Consider the following 15,623-nt stretch of genomic DNA (forward strand, 5'->3'; position numbering starts at 1 on the left):
TTTAACAGTGGATAGTAGCGCGGTTTCGTTATTCACTATCCGACGTGAATCTGAACTGGTCGGTTCGTTACGTAGTGAGTGCGCGAGTGCGTGTGGACCGTCCGGCAATGAGCCTGCAGTATCGGCCAACCGCTACTGGGTGGGACTGAAAGGGGCTGGACCGCTCGAGAAGTGAGGCGAAGCAAGCACTGGACTGAGCGGAGCGAGGGAAGCGCGCAGCGAGCCACAGCCCTCGAGCGGTCCAGGGGCTTTCGTGGTAACCTCTACGGACGCAGATCCTGCTCGCACGAACACAGGGGATCGCCACACCCTCCCCAGCCGATTCGCTCGGTCGCGTCGCTCCCTCGCTCATCCCTCGCACAACATCGTCGACCGCCTTCACTGGCGTTCGGACGGCCGACAGTGCGCGCCACCGCAGACCAAGTGGATGAGCCGAATGATACGTCGTCCGCCTGTATCTATCACCTCGATGGCACGAGAAGCGTTCTATAAGAGAGCCGCCTCACTCGCCGATCGGGTGCTCCTCGTGAAGGTCAGCGGGAGCCGGATCCTCGAGCGCTCGAAACTCCGTCGAGCCGCATCGACAGCCGTTTTTCGCTCCGATCGGCTTGATCGTTCCGTCAGCCCATTTTTGAGCGGCGTACACTGACCTGCAGGCGAGACATTCGGCGAGTATCCGTTCGCGTTTGCCGTCGGGCATTCTGTTCCCCCACTGCAACGACCAGCGCAGTCAAGGTAGCTTGGTGTTATACAAAACCCATTAAGTGATCTATCGGTGGAGTCGCTCCGTTTCGGGAATCGTAGTTCCCAGGATATGCTTGATTCCGCGTCGGAGTCGGGATGCGACGGCTTGCTGAGAGATGCCGAGCTCGTCGCCGATATCTTCCATCGTCACCTCGCGCGGTAATTCGAAGTAGCCGCGATCGTAGGCGAGGACCAGCGCCTCCTGTTGGGTGTCGGTGAGCGCCGCTTCGGTCTCCGTCTCGAGCGGGGTGAGTGCGTGGAGCTTCGTCAACGTGATCGGAACGTCTAACTCCTGACACCGGTGCTGAAAGGCCGCAATGTCGCTTCGGTCGTCATCGCGTACGTCGAACGTCCACTGCTGATCGGTCCCGACGGCTTCGATGAGCGGGACCTCTGTCTCCGTCAGCGCGCTCAGAACGCCGGAGTACTCCAACGTCCACTCGACGCGCAGCAAGTACTCGTCCGCGACGGAGTCGACGAGACGAACGTCTTCCACTCCGGGGTGGTCGAGAAACGCTCCCTCGATGTCGTCGACGACGGTCCCTCGCACCCAGAAGTAGGGTACCACCACGTCCTGCGCCGGGATAATCCGCTCCAGCGTGACCGTCACGTCCGGTAACTGCTCGAATACAGTTCCCAGGGGAAACTGGTGCGATGGAACCGTGAACGTAGCCTCGGTAGCCATCGTCCCAATCGTCGACTCCGATCGACAAATAGCCCCCCTGCGAACAGAGGGAACCGACCGCGTGAGGATCCGCACGATCCGGACGATTCGGATTCGAAACTAGAGCCGGACGGAGAACCCGTCTCACCGACTATCGCTGAACTACCACGCCTCCTCGAGCACGCCCTCGATCTCCTCGGCGGTCGGATCGAGTCCCGGCGGGGCGTTTGCCATGAAGCCGTCGGCGAGGATCGCCTCCGCGACGTCGCCGAACTCGTCATCTTCGACGGGCTCGAGGTCCCGCAGGCGGAACGGCAGCCCGAGTTCGTCGCGCAGTTCGGCGACCCGGTCGACGACCGCGGCGCCGTGGTCGGCGGCATCGCCGACCCCCAGCGCGCTCGCGAGCAGCCCCGCCCGCGCGTCGACGCCCTCCCGCTCAAAGAGGTAGCGCAGGACGTGGGGGACGACGACGGCGTGGGCGACCCCCTGCTGGAGGTCGTAGGCGTCCCGCAGGCCGTGGCCGAAGGCGTGGACGACCGACAGCGTCGTCCCGTCGGGACGGGAGATTCCGTACTGAACGAGGAGCAGGCCCTCGAGCAGGGTTTCGAACGTTTCGACGTCGCGCTCGCCCCGTCCGAACGCCTCGAGTCCGTCCCCGAACTTCTCGAGGCCGTGTCTGGCCGTCGCGTCGGTCACCGGGGACGCGTTGGCGGCGTAGACCGTCTCGAGGCCCTTGTCGAAGCCGTTCATCGCCGACCCCGTGAGAATCGAGTCGGGCGTCGTCGCGACCAGCTCGGGGTCGTAGAACGCCGCGGTCGGCATCAGCCCGGAATCGGAGACGCCGCCCCCGAGTTCCTCGTCGACCAGTCCCGAGTCGGGCGCGGCGGTGATCCCGGCGCCCGTCGAGAGGTCGGCGCCGGCCAGCGTCGTCGGAACCGCGACGATCGGAACCAAGCCGTCGTCGGGAACGTCGATCGTGCCCGTCTGAGCGAACTCCTCGGCGATCCGATCGCGCGAGCGGTCGCTCGCCGCGAGGACGCTGACCGCCTTCGCGACGTCGAGGCTGCTCCCGCCGCCGAGGCTGACGAGGATGTCCGCGTCTTCGGCCTCGAGTCGATCGAGCCCGTCGAACGCCGTGCCGAGGCGCTTGTCGGGCGTCGTCTCGTCGAAGACGCCCGCCAGCCGATCGCCGAGCCCCTCGCGAACGGGGTCGATCACCTCGGGCGTGTCCCCGACCGTGGAGCCACAGACCACCAGCGCTCGCTCGAGGTCCAATTCCTCGAGTTCGCTCTCGAGGGCGTCGGTACAGCCCGCGCCGAACCTGATCGTCGCCGGGTGGTACTCGAACCGGAACGCCGGATCGCGCGTCGTCTCGTCGGTTGCGGTCATGGCTTCCCGTAGGATGGGGCCACAGTAAAAAGGACCAGCGGCGTCAGCCGGCCCGAGGGAGCGAGCTCAGCCGCTCGCGTCGACGGTCGGGTCGTCGAACGGCGGCAACTGCGCCTCGATCCGTTCGCGCTCGTCCTCGAGATGGTCGGGGAGGACGAGTTCGGAACCCAGCTCCGCTGGGTCCTCGTCGACGGCGAACCCGGGACCGGTCGTCGCCATCTCGAAGAGAACCCCGCCGGGCTCGCGGACGTAGATCGAGCGGAAGTACTTCCGGTCGATCACTTCGGTCGGCGAGAGCCCGTGGTCGGCGAACGCCTCGCGCCACGCCTCCTGTTCCTCGACGTCCCCGACCGTGAACGCGACGTGGTGGACCGTCCCGACGCCCATTCGACCGCGGCCGACGTCGGTCTCGACGAGATCGACGATCGAGCCCGGACCGCCCGCTGCACTCCGGTAGCGCCGTCGGCCGTCGGTTTCGTCCTCGAGGTCGTACCCCAGGACGTCGGTCAGCACGGCCGCGGTCGACTCGATCGAATCGACCGCGAGCGTCACGGCGTGAAAGCCCCGCAGCTGGTGCTCCGCGGGAACCGGGCCGTCGGTCCACGGCGTCGCGTTCGATTCGTCGCTCGCGGTGTCACCGCTCGCGCTATCCGAGGCTCGTTGCGCCTCGCTCGCGGCCACCAGCTCGAGTCCGATCCCGTCCGGGTCCTCGAACTGGAGAACCGTCTCGCCGAATCGATCCTCGACGTCGACCGCAACGTCCCGCGACTCGAGGCGGTCGCGCCAGTAGTCGACCGACCCCTGCGGAATCCGATAGGCGGTCGCCTGCGTCTGTCCCGCGCCGAACTGTCCGGGTCGACCCTCGTCGGTCCACGGGAAGAACGTGATGTTCGTCCCGGGCGTCCCCTCCCCGTCGCCGAAGTAGAGGTGGTAGGTGCCGGGATCGTCGTGGTTGACGGTCTGCTTGACGAGGCGCAGTCCCAGGGTTCCGACGTAGAAGTCGGCGTTTCGCTGCGGGTCGCCCGCGATCGCGGTCACGTGGTGGAGGCCGGGCGTTTCGGGTGCCATACCGGAGGGAGGCGCTCGAGCCTTGAGACGTTTCGCTCACACCGGTGTTACGGGGTGACGCCAACGTTATCGGGAGTAGAGTCGTCGAAAACGGTCCGTCTCGGACGGACCGCGTCTCACTCGATTTCGAGCCGCGTCACGAGCGGGACCTCGTTCGTGACGACATCCATCAGCGGCGAGGTCGCCTCGACGCGTTCGCGCAGCTCCTCGAGACGCTCCTCCGACGCGTCGGCCTCGATGTGGGTCGTACAGGTGATCGACTCGTAGCCGGGACGGACGTCCTCGTCGAGCCCGAGGAACCCCCGCAGGTCCACGTCACCGTTCATCTCGAACCGGAGGTCGTCGAGTTCGATCCCCATGGCCGCGGCGTTGGCCGCGTAGCCGACGGTCAGACACGAGCCGAGCGCACCCAGCAGTAGCTCGACTGCGTTGGGGCCCGTCCGCTCGCCCAGGATCTCCTCCGGCTCGTCGCCCTGAAGCGTAAACTCCCGTGTATGGACGGTCCCTCCCGCCTGATCGAACTCGTCGATGACCGTTGTCGCCTTCAGCGCGTCCTCCCACTCGGTTTCGGCTCGGAAGGTAAAGGCCCCGACGGCAGCGTCGTCGTCGATCGCCTCCATCGCTCCTTCGAGGGCGGAGACGTCGACGCCGTTGACTGTGGTTTCCTCTCTCGTCGCCATTGTTGACTCACCGGTTCTCCCTTCGACGACCGCGACGATAACCTAGCTAGTCATTCTCTATCTTTCTGTCCGGTTCGCCGCGATTCGCCCGAGTTCTATCCAGTGATAACAGTTACCATCGAACGGGACGTACCGACGGGGGTGACCTGTCCGCACCTCGAGTACCGCGACCGAGCCGACGACCGGCGCTTCGACGAGCCGCGAGCGTACTGTGCCGTCGCCGACCGGTTCGTCCAGCCGATGCGCGCCGATATCTGCAACGACCGTTACGAACTCGCACACGAGCGCCACTGCGAGATCTACCTCGAGCACGCCCGCGACGACACCGACGAAGAAGACGGCGTCGGCGATCCGGAGGCGACGACCGAATGAGCTACGACGACTACCTCGCCGGCGAGCCGCTGATCGTCACCGCGGCGTTGACCGGGGGCGTCCACGGGAAGGAGGCGAACCCGAACCTCCCGGAGACGCCCGAGGAGATCGGTCGGGCCGCCGCGGCGGCCGAGGAGGCGGGCGCCGCGGTCGTCCACCTCCACGCCCGCCGACCGAACGGCGAGCGCAGCTTCGAGACCGAGCGCTTTCAGGCGATCGACGACGCGGTTCGGCGACACGCCGACGACGTCGTCATCCAGCACTCGACCGGTGGAACGGGCGCCCCCGACGACCGGCGCCACCTCCCGCTGCGGACCGATCCCCCGCCGGAGATGGCCTCGCTCGACATGGGTCCGCTGAACCGGTACGACCACCTCACCAGCGAGAACACGCGCGGGTTGGTCGACGCCCTCCACGAGGAGATGGTCGACCGCGGGATCAAGCCCGAACTCGAGGTGTTCAACGACGGCCACGCCAACGAGGTGCTGGGACTGCTCGAGCGCCGCGAGCTCGCCGATCCCGTCTACGCGACGCTGATCTTCGGACCGGGGACGCTCACCCCGCCGACGCCGCGGAACTTCCTGACCGCCGTCTCCAACCTGCCCGACGACGCGCTGTTCAACACGCTCGGCTTCGGGCGCCACCAGCTGCCGTTCGCGGCGATGGGAATCCTCTTCGGCGGCCACGTCCGCGTCGGCCTCGAGGACAACGTCTACTACCGGCGGGGCGAACTCGCCGAGAGCAACGCCCAACTGGTCGAGCGGATCGTTCGCGTGGCCGACGAACTCGGCCGTCCCGTCGCGACCCCCGCGGAGGCGCGGTCGATCCTCGACCTCTGAGAGGCCGACGGTCGTCGAAATCCTTATATCTCTCATTGGCATGTAAGGTATTAACACACATGCAAGGATGCTCGGATCAAGCGCTGTTAGCCACGCTTGCCGAGCGGGGGCCGGCCGAGATGGTGACGTTAGCCGACGAGTTCGAGACCCACCCCGTGACGATCACCGAACGCTGTTACGAGCTTCAGTCGGACGGCCACGTCCGGCAGATCTCGGGCGGCGTCTACGTGATTACCGACGACGGCAGGGCCTACCTCGAGACGCTCTCGGAGTGAGCTACGAGCCGCTCGAGGCGCGCCGGCGCTCGCGCTCGATCGTCGTCACGTAGATGCCGGCGAGGACGACGAGCCCGCCCGCGACCGTGATTGCGTCGGGGACCTCCGCGAGCAGGACGAGTGCCAGCAGGGTCGATCCGACCGGTTCGCCCAGCCAGGTGACGCTGACGACGACCGACTCCAGGTGTTTCAGCGCCCAGTTGACGATCGTGTGTCCGAAGATCCCCGGCCCGATCGCCATTCCGAGAAAGAGCAGCCACTCCCGAGGAGGGTAGGCGAGGTAGGCGTGGCCCTGCGCGCCGACGAGGACGAACAGCGTGAGCGTACAGGCCGCGTAGACGACGGTCACGTAGGGAAACAGCGAGACGCGCTGGCGGATCGACCGCCCCGCGAGCACGTAGCCCGCGACGGTGACCGCCCCCAGGACCGCGAGGGCGTTGCCGTACATCGTCGCGTCCGAGATCGGCGCCTCGCCGGCGTCGCCGAGCGACATCGCGGTCGCTCCGATCAGGGCGACGACGATGCCGACGACCGTCTCGCGGTTGACGTGCTCGCCCAGCACCAGCGCCGCGCCGAGGGCGACGAAGATCGGCTGGGTCTGAACCAGCGTGACGCTGGCGGCGACGCTCGTGTGATTGAGGCTCTCGAACCAGGCCGCGAAGTGGACCGCGAGGGCGATTCCGGCGATGACCGCGAACGCGAGGTCCCGTCCGGAGAGTCGGGCGAACTCGTCGCGGTACCACACCAGCGCGATCGGCGCGACGATCGCCGTCGTGAACAGCACGCGGTAGAGGGCCGCGACTGAACTCGGGGCCGCGCTCCAGCGCACCAGGATGGCGCTCGTGCTGGCGGCGAAGACGGCGAATCCCAGCGCGGCCAGCGGCGTGACCTCGAGGTCGGCGGCGTTCACGTCGTGTCACAATACGTGACCGGAACAAACGAGTTCCGGTAGCCGGTCAAGCAGACCGGTGCCAGCCCGCCGAAACAAACCTACTCCTCGGGGAACCGACCGTCCCGGTAGTGGGAGGCGACGTCGGCGTCGATCTCCTCGAAACCGACGATATCGTCCTCCGTGAGGTCCTCGGCGTCCCACTCCTCGAGGTAGTCGAGGGCGTCGCCCTCGTCGGCGAACGCGCGGGGATTGAGCCCCATCACCTCGTCGTCGACGCCGTCCTCGTCGGTGACCATCACGAAGTGGGCCTCGAGCGCGTCGATCAGCTCGCCGGTCTCGTAGTCGACCGTCCAGGCGCCGACGATCTCCGAGTCGACCGGGACGTCCGCGAGATAGGCGGTCATACAGCCCGAGGAACAGAAGATTGCTCGCTCCTCGCTCTCGTGGGCGAGCTGGCTGTGCCAGTCGGGGTAGTCCGTTGGCGTCATCGAGCAGACGACGCAGTTCTGATCCCGCTCGAACTCGAGGGGCTCGTCGCCGGACTCCTCGAGGTGGGGCGCGTTCTGGTGTTCGCCGTCGTCGTCGCCGTTCGCGCCGCCGTCGTCACCGTTCCCGTCTTCGTCGGCGTCGTCGTCCGCACCGTCACCGTCGAGACAGCCCGCAACGGCGACACAGGCGCCCGCGCCCAGTGCGCCCAGGAGTCGCCGTCGGGCGAGCGGTCGACGATCGTGTGCACTCATGCGGGAAGGTAGCGACGCCGCGATCAAAACAGACGTGGTTCGTCCGTCGATTCGCTCACTCGAGGTTCTCCTTCGTCAGCCGGTGGCGAGCCCGGAACATCGTCTCGAAGCCGATCCGCGAGAACGGCGTCGCTACCCTGCCCAGTGGGCCGAACGGCAGCTCGTACTCGACGCGATCCCGCAGGACCGTCTCGTCGCCGTCGCCGTAGAAGGCGTGGGTGTGAACCCAGCGCTCGAAGGGGCCGTCGGTCATCTCGTCGCGGAAGTAGGCCGTCCCGTCGGTTCGCTCGCGCTCGGTGATCACCGACGTCCACCGCTGGCGGGGCCCCACGTCGAACGGGCGAGTCGACAGCGTCACCTCCGAGCCGGCCTCGAGGACGTCCGGGTCGGGCTCCCCGTCGGGGCCGACGACCGACTCGACGGCCAGTCCCATCCACGCGGGCGTCACCGCCTCGAGACCCGACACTCGCGAGTAGAACTCCCAGACGTCCTCGAGCGGGGCGTCGACTCGGGTCTGGCGCTCGTAGGTGACCATGACCGTCGGTAGACCCCTCGAGGGCAAAAGCGCCCGCCTATCGGCACCCGCTTACCGCTTCTCGAGGACGTCGAGTAGCTCGTCGAGCCCCTCGAGTTCGTAGGTTGCACCCTCAGGAAGCGCCGCGTTGGCGTTATGCGATCGTCTGAGGTAGGCCGACTCGAGGCCGACCCTCTCGGCGGCGACGACGTCGGTCTCGCGGTCGCCGACGTACAGCCCGTCCTCGACGCGTAGTTCCTCGAGCGTCTCGCGGAGAAGGTGGGGATCGGGCTTGCGCCGACGGAACCCCTCGGGCGTCGGCGGCCGCCCCCTTGCGGCCGCGAACGGCACCGAAAGGAAGTCGGCGACGAACCGGGCGGTCTCGTGGCGGTTGTTGCTGACGAGCGCGAGCGTCGCCCGTTCGGCGAGCGACTCCAGGGCCGCGATGTCCCCGTAGATCCCCCGCTCGCCGGAGCGGATCCGCTCGGCCGCGAGCCGGGAGGCCTCGTCCTCCTTCCGGCGCCAGAACTCTCGAGGGTCCGCACCGAGCGCTGAACAGGCCGATGCGACGGTCTCGTAGCCGTGGCTCCGGAGCTCGCGGCGCTGTCGGTCCGTCGGCTCGAGGTCCAGCTCGGCGGCCGCGGCGTCGGCCGCGCGGTCGTAGACCGACTGCGGCGTCCCCGGTCCCTCGAGGACGACGCCGTCCATATCGAGCAGTATCGTCTCGGTCACGGGGACGGCTACGGACCGAGCGCGTATGGATCCGCCGGGAGAGTGGGCCGGGAAAACGCAGCAGGGACGGCGACGAGAAGCGACGGAGCCGGCGGCGGACGGCGGGCGTTACTTCAGTCGTTCCTGGAGAAACGAGGGGTGGGCGGCCGTGACGCCCTCGATCTCGAGCAGTCCTTCGGAGATGATCTCGCCGAGCGCGTCGCCGTCCTCGGCTCGCACCTCGGCCATCAGCATGTGGTCGCCGCTGGAGCTGTACAGCGCCTCGACCTCCTCGAGTTCCTTGATCGCCTTCGTCGCCTCGACGTAGCGCTCGCTGGCGACGTCCAGTCCGACCAGCGCGATCGTCTGGCTCGAGAGCTTCTTCGGGTCGACGTCGGCCGAGTAGCCGACGATGACCCCCTCCTCCTCGAGCTGGTTGATGTACTTTCGGACCGTCGGCTTCGAGACGTCCGCGCGGTCGGCGATTTCGGCGTAAGACGCCTGCGCGTCCTCCTCGAGAACCGCAAGGATGCGGTCTTCCGTCGCTTGCGTGCTCATACGGTACAGTTTTGCTCCGGACGGAAAATAACTTTTGTATTCGAAAACGTCGGCTGCCGTGAGTGAAGGTCCGTTTTCGGTCGCCGTCGAGGGCAAGGAGATCGTCGGTTTTATTCGCTCGCTCCGCCGACACCCGCCGATGGTCGACGCGAACGTCTTGCTCGGGCTGTTCTGGATCGGCTGCGGGCTCGTCATCCTCGCGCCCGCCGTCCTGATCGCGTTCGGCGGGCGGGCGGATCTCCACGTCCACTACGACGAGGCCGTCGATCCCGACTACGTCTCGCGGCGAGCCGGGACGACGGCCCTGCTGATGGGGCTGGTGACCATCGCCTACGGCGCCCACCAGCTGCTGTACGGGTTCTCCTCGACGGCGTTCGGCGGCCTGCTCGTGGCCCTGCTGGTCCTGAGTTCGCTCACGAAGCGGTTCGCGCAGGGGTGGGGGTACGACGCGGACGACGACGCCACGGCGGAGTAAGCGGGCCGAAACGGGACGGAGGTGCGGTCAAACCGACGCGAGGATCGTCTCGAGCAGGAACAGCCCCGTGCCGATCGCGGCCAGCGCCGCCCCGAACGCGACGATCCTGCCGTTCTGTCTGGCGGTTTCCACTCTCTACCCGTCAATCTCGATTCACACCGAAGATATCCACTTGAGGAATACCGACGCTATCGGTTCGGGCGACGGCCGCGAAAAAGATCGCTCGAGGTCGTCGTTACGTGTGGCGCTCGAGCAGGTCGTAGCTGCGCTCCCACTCGGCGTCCTCGTCGAAGTAGCGCTCGGCGACCGGCTGTTCCGGCATCTCGCCGACGGCCTTCTTCTCCTGGGTGTAGGAGGGGCTCTCGTCGTCGACGTAGTACCGACCGGTAAGGACGGTACCCTCGTTGAGGACGTCCTCGGTCTCGCGCATCATCTCGGCGGCCTCCGCCCGATCGTTGACGTCGAACTCGTAGTCGTCGGACTCCTGGACGTCGACGTAGGGGACGTACTGTCGGGCGTCCTTGTTCCAGGTCGGACACTGGGTCAGGAAGTCGACGTGAGCGAAGCCGTCGTGCTCGATGGCCTCCTTGATGATCTCCTTGGCCTGGTTGGGGTTGACCGCGGCGGTGCGGGCGACGTAGGTCGCGCCGGCGGTCAGCGACGTCGACAGCGGCCGCAGCGGCGTCTTCGCGCTGCCGGAGGGCTGGGTCTTGGACTTGTGGCCCTTCGGACTCGTGGGCGAGGTCTGGCCCTTCGTCAGCCCGAAGATTTCGTTGTTGAACACGATGTACGTGATGTCGTGGTTCTCGCGGGCCGTGTGGATCCAGTGATTGCCGCCGATCCCGTAGCCGTCGCCGTCGCCGCCGGCCGCGATGACCTCGAGTTCGGGGTTCGCGAGCTTCGCCGCACGAGCCACGGGCAGCGAGCGCCCGTGGATCGTGTGGAAGCCGTACGTGTCGAGGTAGCTGTTCAGCTTGCCCGAACAGCCGATCCCGGTGACCGTCAGGACCTCCTCGGGGGTCTTGCCGACCTCCGGGAGGGCCTGTTTCAGCGACTTCAGGACGCCGAAGTCGCCACAGCCAGGACACCAGGTCGGCTGCGGTTCGACGCCGGGCGTGAACTCGTCCCGGTCGATCTCTCGTTCCTCACCGATTGCGTTGAATGCACTCATGGATTAGTCACCTGCAGCGGGTTCGATTCGTACCTGTGCGGACGGTTCGCGGTCCTCGTCGGCGACGTTGACCTCGTAGCCCTCGACGATCTCCGCCGGCTCGAACGGGTTCCCGTTGTACTTCAGGAGGCTCGTCATCTTCTCGCCGAAGCGACCGAGTTCCTTCTGGATCAGCCCGCGGAACTGGGCGGTGGCGTTCATCTCGACGACCATCGCCTCGTCGACGCTCTCTAAGAACTCCGTCACTTCGGCCTCGGCGAACGGCATCATGTCGGAGACGCTGATACCCTTTACCGAGTGACCGTTATCGTTCAGCCGTTCGACGGCCTCGACGACGGCGCCCTGGCTCGAGCCCCAGGTGATGATGCCGTACTCGGCCGTCTCGTCGCCGAAGTAGGTCTGGTTGGAGTCGTGTTCCTCGTCGAGCTCCTCGCGGATCGAGTCGAGCTTCTCGATGCGGCGGGTCATCTGGTAGACCCGGTTGTCCGGATCCTCGCTGATGTGCCCGACGGGCGAGTGCTCGTTCCCGGTCGCGAGGTAGCGCCCGCCCTTCTGGCCGGGCAGCGAACGCTTGCTGACGTTCTTCTCGTTGTCCTCGTAGCCGAAGCGCTCGAACTTGCCGGAGTTGTCGTGTGCGGCCTCCTTGAGTTCCTCCTCGGTGAGCGTCGTGCCCAGCCCCGGTTCGGGCTCGCGGTCGAAGAACTCGACGTCGACGTTCTTGTTCTCGCCGGAGAGCTTCTGGTCGTAGATGAGGATCGTCGGGATCTGGTACTCCCAGGCGATGTGGAAGGCCAGTCGCGTCTGCTCGTAGGCCTCCTCGATGGTGCCGGGCGCGAAGACGACCCGCGAGGAGTCGCCCTGGCTCGTGTAGAGGACGAACTCGAGGTCGCCCTGTTCGGGTTTCGTCGGCATCCCGGTCGAAGGACCGGCGCGCATCGACTCGACGAGCACGAGCGGCGTCTCGGTCATCTCCGCGAGGCCGAGCGGTTCGCTCATCAGCGCGAAGCCACCGCCCGAAGAGCCGGACATGGCCTTCGCGCCGGCGTGGCTCGCGCCGACCGCGAGCGCGGCCGCGGCGATCTCGTCTTCGACCTGCTCGGAGACCCCCCCGATGTCGGGGAAGTTCTGGCTGAGGATGGTGAACACGTCCGTCCACGGCGTCATCGGGTAGCCCGCGATGAAGCGACAGCCGCCGTCGATGGCGCCGTAAGCGATCGCGTTCGACCCCGACAGCAGCGCCTGCTCGGTGTCGTGTTCGCCCGTCGGGACGCGGAGATCGTGGGTCGTCTCGAACTCCTCGTCGACCATCTCGTAGGCCTCGTGGAGGATCTCGAGGTTCGCCTCGAGGATGTCCCCGCCCATCGCGTCGGACATCAGGTCCTCGATGTGCTCGAGTTGCATATCGAGCAGTCCGGCCGTGATGCCGACGCCGGCGGTGTTGCGCATGACCTCGCGGCCGTGTTCCTTGGCGAGACCGCGCAGGTCGACCGGGTAGACGTGCCAGTCGTTCTCCTCGGCGCGCTCTTCCAGGTCGAGCTCGGCGATGTCGTCCTCGCTGAGCAGCCCCTCGTCGTAGACGATGACGCCGCCCTCACGGAGTTCGTCTAAGTTCTCCGAGAGAGGTTTGATCTCCTCGTTGCCGTAGTAGGCCTCTTCCTGTGGATTCCGGGCGAAGGAGTCCCCCAGCGCGAGGAGGAAGTTGTAGCCGTCGCCCCGTGACTGTACCTCGTCTGCTGCCGCCCGAATCTCGACGTAGGTGTGGCCACCGCGGATCCGCGACGGATAGTGGCGGTGTGTAAATACGTCGAGCCCCGAGCGCATCAGCGCCTTCGCGAAGTTCTGGCTCGTCGAGTCGATCCCGTCTCCGGAACCGCCTGAGACTCGCCAGATGAGTTCGTCATCGCTCATTGAGATCAGTGGCCAGGTGGCCAGCCGTATCCGGATTTTTGGCTCACGGTGCCTAAAGCCTTTGCTATGGATTGTCATGCATCTATCGTGAAGAATGTACAACCATCCAATTTAGGACGGGAGTCTCGCGCGGTTAGCAGTAAGAAAACCGACCGATAGCGAACGATTCGGCACCCGGCATCCGGACGATTGGGACTCGTTTCTCGAGAGGTCCCCCGACCGATACGCTTTATTCGCTCGTCGTTAGAGGAGAGTCTATGGGGTATGTTATCAAGATGCCGAAACTCGGACTGGAGATGGAACGCGGAGAGCTCCTCGAGTGGGCAGTCGAGGAAGGCGAGACGATCGAGGAGGGCGAACTCGTCGCCGAGGTCGAGTCCGAGAAGAGTATCGGGGAGATCGAGGCCCGGGAACACGGCGTCCTTCGGCGGACCTACCTCGATCCCGGCGAAACGGTGCCCCCGGGGACTCCGATCGGGATCGTCGCCGCCGCGGACGCCGAGATCGACGATCTGGAGGCCGAGGTCGACGCGGAGCTCGAGGATGTCGACGGGAGTGGCGAACCGACGGATAACTCGGCCGCACCCGGGGGCTCGAGCGCCGAAGCCGCGACCGATGGCGCCGCCTCGGAGGCAGCGACGGAATCAGCCGCCGACGCGGGCAAGGTTTCCCCCCGTGCACGGAAACGAGCCGAAGAGCTGAGCGTCGACCTCGCAGGCGTGGAGGGAACGGGGTATCAGGGTGCGATCACGGAGGACGACGTCGAACGGGCGGCCGACGCCGACGAGTCGGCGGCCGACGTCCAGGCCTCCCCGCGGGCCCGCAAGCGCGCCGAGGAGCTGGGCGTCGACCTCGCGACCGTCGAAGGGACGGGCTACCAGGGGTCAGTCACCGAGGAGGACGTCGAGGAAGCGGCCGAGTCGGTCGACGACGCCGGACGCAGCCTCCTCGAGGAGCGCCCGTTCGACGGGATGCGCCGAACGATCGCCTCGCGGCTCGGCGAGAGCTACCGCGAGGCCGTCCACGTCACGACCCACCGCGAGGCCGACGCCGAGGCGCTGTTCGGCGCCGTCGACGCCGCGGACGACGCCCTCGAGGCCGACGTCTCAGTCCAGGACGTCCTCCTGCTCGCGATCTCGGCGGCGCTCGAGGACCACCCCGAGTTCAACGCGACCTTCGAGGACGATACCCACCGGCTCTGGAACGAACACAACCTCGGCGTCGCCGTCGACGTCGAGCAGGGGCTCATCGCCCCCGTGCTCCGTGACGTCGACGAGAAGTCGCTCGAGGCGGTCGCGCGCGAGCGCCGCGAGCTCGTCGGGGCCGCCCTCGAGGGCGAGTACACGATGGACGACCTGCGGGGCGGGACGTTCACGGTGACGAACCTCGGCGTTCTCGGGGTCGAGTCGTTCGACCCGATCATCAACCCGCCACAGGTCGCGATCCTCGGGATCGACGCCGTCGCCGAGCGACCGACGCGAGGTCCCGACGACGGCGTCGAGTGGCGACGTCACCTCCCGTTCGATCTCTCCTTCGACCACCGGGTCGTCGACGGCGCCGACGCCGCCAGGTTCCTCGAGACGCTGATCGAGCGCGTCGAGGAGCCGTGGGCGCTGCTGCCCGACGGGGTCGGCGCTGCGGCCGGCGAGCGAGCGGGCACGGCCGAAACGGAGATGCCCGATCGGACCGTCAGCGCCTCGAACCCCGAGGGGATGGCCGGTACGATCGAGGCGGGCTCGTTCGAGTGGCCCTACGACGAGCCCGAGGACGCCGGCGGGACGGAGACTGGACCGACGCCCGTTGACGTCTTCCTCGGCGGATTCGGGGCCTGTCTCTCGCTCTCGGTCCGGTTCCAGGCCGAAAAACGCGACGCCGCGGTCGGCGAGATCGACGTCACGACCGACGCCGAGCCCGAACACGGCGCCGTCGAGCGGATTGCCGCGACGATCCGTCTCGAGAGCGACGCCGACGACGACACGCTCGAGCGGATCGTCGACCTCGGCGAGCGGGGCTGTCACGTCTCGCAGCTGCTCCGGGAGGACCTGGTGCTCGAGCTCTCCTGGGAGCGGATCTGAGGAACCCGCTCACTCCGGGTACGTCGAGTCGGGCTCGGGGAGCAACTCGACGTTCGCCGCGGTTTCGAAGATCGTCCCGTTGAGGTCGTCGGCCGTATCGAAGTACCAGAACTCGACGCCCTCGTAGTTCCCGCTCTGAAGCACCGGCATGTCCGCGTCCTCGAACGCCTCGACGACGGCGTAGGGATCCTCGAACGCGAAGCAGGCGACGTGGTGGAGTCCCTCGCCGTGTTCCTCGAGGTGTTCGGTGTAGATGCTGGGACCCTCGAGCGGTTCGATCAGCTCGATCATCGTGTCGCCGAGCTGTGCGAGCGCGAGCAGCATCGAGAACTCGCCGTCCTCGCCCCGGAAGGTCCGGTCGGTCATCGCGGGCGGCTCGAACCGGTGGATCTCCCAGGGGCCGATCCCGAGCAGTCCGCCGAAACGGTCCATCCCGTCCTCGATGTCCTCGACGACGAACGCGACCTGCGAGAGTTCGGGAAGCTCGACATCGATCTGTGGTATGTTTTCACCAACCATATCGTGCCGTCGACAGCCGGCGAAATAGC

18 protein-coding genes are annotated in these 15,623 nt (G+C 66.9%); 5 read left to right on the forward strand and 13 right to left on the reverse strand.

Annotation, left to right across the window (positions count from 1 at the left end; genetic code table 11):
- Window positions 1-502 precede the first annotated feature (502 nt).
- From ACFEMD_RS13675 to ACFEMD_RS13695, 5 genes are all read right to left on the reverse strand, one after another.
- Window positions 503-646: a hypothetical protein gene (locus ACFEMD_RS13675; protein ID WP_394741552.1), complete on the reverse strand. Its 144-nt coding sequence runs from the start codon at window positions 644-646 to the stop codon at window positions 503-505.
- Between the two features lie 123 nt (window positions 647-769).
- On the reverse strand, window positions 770-1,429 hold the full coding sequence (locus tag ACFEMD_RS13680; protein ID WP_394741553.1) for a helix-turn-helix domain-containing protein: 660 nt from the start codon (window positions 1,427-1,429) through the stop codon (window positions 770-772).
- Between the two features lie 141 nt (window positions 1,430-1,570).
- Window positions 1,571-2,797, reverse strand: coding sequence for an iron-containing alcohol dehydrogenase family protein (locus tag ACFEMD_RS13685; RefSeq protein WP_394741554.1), 1,227 nt, complete (start codon window positions 2,795-2,797; stop codon window positions 1,571-1,573).
- A gap of 66 nt (window positions 2,798-2,863) precedes the next feature.
- Window positions 2,864-3,865 carry a ring-cleaving dioxygenase gene (locus ACFEMD_RS13690; RefSeq protein ID WP_394741555.1) on the reverse strand — a complete coding sequence of 334 codons (1,002 nt, stop codon included), beginning with the start codon at window positions 3,863-3,865 and terminating at the stop codon, window positions 2,864-2,866.
- A 116-nt stretch (window positions 3,866-3,981) separates the two neighbouring features.
- On the reverse strand, window positions 3,982-4,545 hold the full coding sequence (locus ACFEMD_RS13695) for an OsmC family protein (protein ID WP_394741557.1): 564 nt from the start codon (window positions 4,543-4,545) through the stop codon (window positions 3,982-3,984).
- Window positions 4,546-4,686: 141 nt separating this feature from the next.
- Between ACFEMD_RS13695 and ACFEMD_RS13700 the strand changes: the two genes are divergently transcribed.
- Genes ACFEMD_RS13700 through ACFEMD_RS13710 form a run of 3 tightly spaced genes read left to right on the forward strand, consistent with a single transcriptional unit; the run spans window position 4,687 to window position 6,031 of the window.
- Window positions 4,687-4,917, forward strand: coding sequence for a hypothetical protein (locus ACFEMD_RS13700; RefSeq protein WP_394741558.1), 231 nt, complete (start codon window positions 4,687-4,689; stop codon window positions 4,915-4,917).
- Window positions 4,914-5,756, forward strand: coding sequence for a BKACE family enzyme (locus ACFEMD_RS13705; protein ID WP_394741559.1), 843 nt, complete (start codon window positions 4,914-4,916; stop codon window positions 5,754-5,756). The genes ACFEMD_RS13700 and ACFEMD_RS13705 overlap by 4 nt, the downstream gene beginning before the upstream one ends.
- Before the next feature lie 59 nt (window positions 5,757-5,815).
- Window positions 5,816-6,031 carry a hypothetical protein gene (locus ACFEMD_RS13710; RefSeq protein WP_049891396.1) on the forward strand — a complete coding sequence of 72 codons (216 nt, stop codon included), beginning with the start codon at window positions 5,816-5,818 and terminating at the stop codon, window positions 6,029-6,031.
- Between the two features lies 1 nt (window position 6,032).
- Here the strand turns inward: ACFEMD_RS13710 and ACFEMD_RS13715 are convergent, their stop codons facing one another.
- The 5 genes from ACFEMD_RS13715 to lrpA1 all read right to left on the reverse strand — a co-directional run bounded on the left by ACFEMD_RS13715 (window position 6,033) and on the right by lrpA1 (window position 9,446).
- Entirely contained in the window at window positions 6,033-6,941 is a 909-nt protein-coding gene (locus ACFEMD_RS13715) for a DMT family transporter (protein ID WP_394741561.1), read from the reverse strand.
- 80 nt (window positions 6,942-7,021) lie between these two features.
- Window positions 7,022-7,663, reverse strand: coding sequence for a nitrous oxide reductase accessory protein NosL (locus ACFEMD_RS13720; protein ID WP_394741562.1), 642 nt, complete (start codon window positions 7,661-7,663; stop codon window positions 7,022-7,024).
- 55 nt (window positions 7,664-7,718) lie between these two features.
- Window positions 7,719-8,198 (reverse strand): SRPBCC family protein, encoded by a 480-nt coding sequence (locus tag ACFEMD_RS13725; protein ID WP_394741563.1) that lies wholly within the window; start codon window positions 8,196-8,198, stop codon window positions 7,719-7,721.
- 51 nt (window positions 8,199-8,249) lie between these two features.
- Entirely contained in the window at window positions 8,250-8,909 is a 660-nt protein-coding gene (locus ACFEMD_RS13730) for an HAD family hydrolase (protein WP_394741565.1), read from the reverse strand.
- A 108-nt stretch (window positions 8,910-9,017) separates the two neighbouring features.
- Entirely contained in the window at window positions 9,018-9,446 is a 429-nt protein-coding gene (gene lrpA1 / locus ACFEMD_RS13735) for an HTH-type transcriptional regulator LrpA1 (RefSeq protein WP_394741566.1), read from the reverse strand.
- Between the two features lie 58 nt (window positions 9,447-9,504).
- Here lrpA1 and ACFEMD_RS13740 point away from each other — a divergent pair, with 58 nt between their 5' ends.
- Window positions 9,505-9,921, forward strand: a complete 417-nt coding sequence (locus ACFEMD_RS13740; RefSeq protein WP_394741567.1) for a hypothetical protein — start codon at window positions 9,505-9,507, stop codon at window positions 9,919-9,921.
- A gap of 235 nt (window positions 9,922-10,156) precedes the next feature.
- On the opposite strand, the gene ACFEMD_RS13745 is transcribed toward ACFEMD_RS13740, so the two are convergent.
- On the reverse strand, window positions 10,157-11,092 hold the full coding sequence (locus tag ACFEMD_RS13745; protein ID WP_394741569.1) for a thiamine pyrophosphate-dependent enzyme: 936 nt from the start codon (window positions 11,090-11,092) through the stop codon (window positions 10,157-10,159).
- Window positions 11,093-11,095: 3 nt separating this feature from the next.
- On the reverse strand, window positions 11,096-13,000 hold the full coding sequence (locus ACFEMD_RS13750) for a 2-oxoacid:acceptor oxidoreductase subunit alpha (RefSeq protein WP_394741571.1): 1,905 nt from the start codon (window positions 12,998-13,000) through the stop codon (window positions 11,096-11,098).
- Between the two features lie 257 nt (window positions 13,001-13,257).
- Here ACFEMD_RS13750 and ACFEMD_RS13755 point away from each other — a divergent pair, with 257 nt between their 5' ends.
- On the forward strand, window positions 13,258-15,075 hold the full coding sequence (locus tag ACFEMD_RS13755; RefSeq protein WP_394741573.1) for a 2-oxo acid dehydrogenase subunit E2: 1,818 nt from the start codon (window positions 13,258-13,260) through the stop codon (window positions 15,073-15,075).
- Window positions 15,076-15,084: 9 nt separating this feature from the next.
- On the opposite strand, the gene ACFEMD_RS13760 is transcribed toward ACFEMD_RS13755, so the two are convergent.
- On the reverse strand, window positions 15,085-15,594 hold the full coding sequence (locus ACFEMD_RS13760) for a VOC family protein (protein ID WP_394741574.1): 510 nt from the start codon (window positions 15,592-15,594) through the stop codon (window positions 15,085-15,087).
- Window positions 15,595-15,623: the final 29 nt, after the last annotated feature.

Source organism: Natronococcus roseus, assembly GCF_043677095.1.
Lineage (GTDB): Archaea > Halobacteriota > Halobacteria > Halobacteriales > Natrialbaceae > Natronococcus > Natronococcus roseus.

Coding starts and splice junctions, on each gene's coding strand:
- ACFEMD_RS13750 (WP_394741571.1), bottom strand. CDS start 13,000: ATGAGCGATGACGAACTCATCTGGCGAGTCTCAGGCGGTTCCGGAGAC.
- ACFEMD_RS13690 (WP_394741555.1), bottom strand. CDS start 3,865: ATGGCACCCGAAACGCCCGGCCTCCACCACGTGACCGCGATCGCGGGC.
- ACFEMD_RS13710 (WP_049891396.1), top strand. CDS start 5,816: ATGCAAGGATGCTCGGATCAAGCGCTGTTAGCCACGCTTGCCGAGCGG.
- ACFEMD_RS13745 (WP_394741569.1), bottom strand. CDS start 11,092: ATGAGTGCATTCAACGCAATCGGTGAGGAACGAGAGATCGACCGGGAC.
- ACFEMD_RS13685 (WP_394741554.1), bottom strand. CDS start 2,797: ATGACCGCAACCGACGAGACGACGCGCGATCCGGCGTTCCGGTTCGAG.
- ACFEMD_RS13720 (WP_394741562.1), bottom strand. CDS start 7,663: ATGAGTGCACACGATCGTCGACCGCTCGCCCGACGGCGACTCCTGGGC.
- ACFEMD_RS13680 (WP_394741553.1), bottom strand. CDS start 1,429: ATGGCTACCGAGGCTACGTTCACGGTTCCATCGCACCAGTTTCCCCTG.
- ACFEMD_RS13755 (WP_394741573.1), top strand. CDS start 13,258: ATGGGGTATGTTATCAAGATGCCGAAACTCGGACTGGAGATGGAACGC.
- ACFEMD_RS13705 (WP_394741559.1), top strand. CDS start 4,914: ATGAGCTACGACGACTACCTCGCCGGCGAGCCGCTGATCGTCACCGCG.
- lrpA1 (WP_394741566.1), bottom strand. CDS start 9,446: ATGAGCACGCAAGCGACGGAAGACCGCATCCTTGCGGTTCTCGAGGAG.
- ACFEMD_RS13695 (WP_394741557.1), bottom strand. CDS start 4,545: ATGGCGACGAGAGAGGAAACCACAGTCAACGGCGTCGACGTCTCCGCC.
- ACFEMD_RS13725 (WP_394741563.1), bottom strand. CDS start 8,198: ATGGTCACCTACGAGCGCCAGACCCGAGTCGACGCCCCGCTCGAGGAC.
- ACFEMD_RS13760 (WP_394741574.1), bottom strand. CDS start 15,594: ATGGTTGGTGAAAACATACCACAGATCGATGTCGAGCTTCCCGAACTC.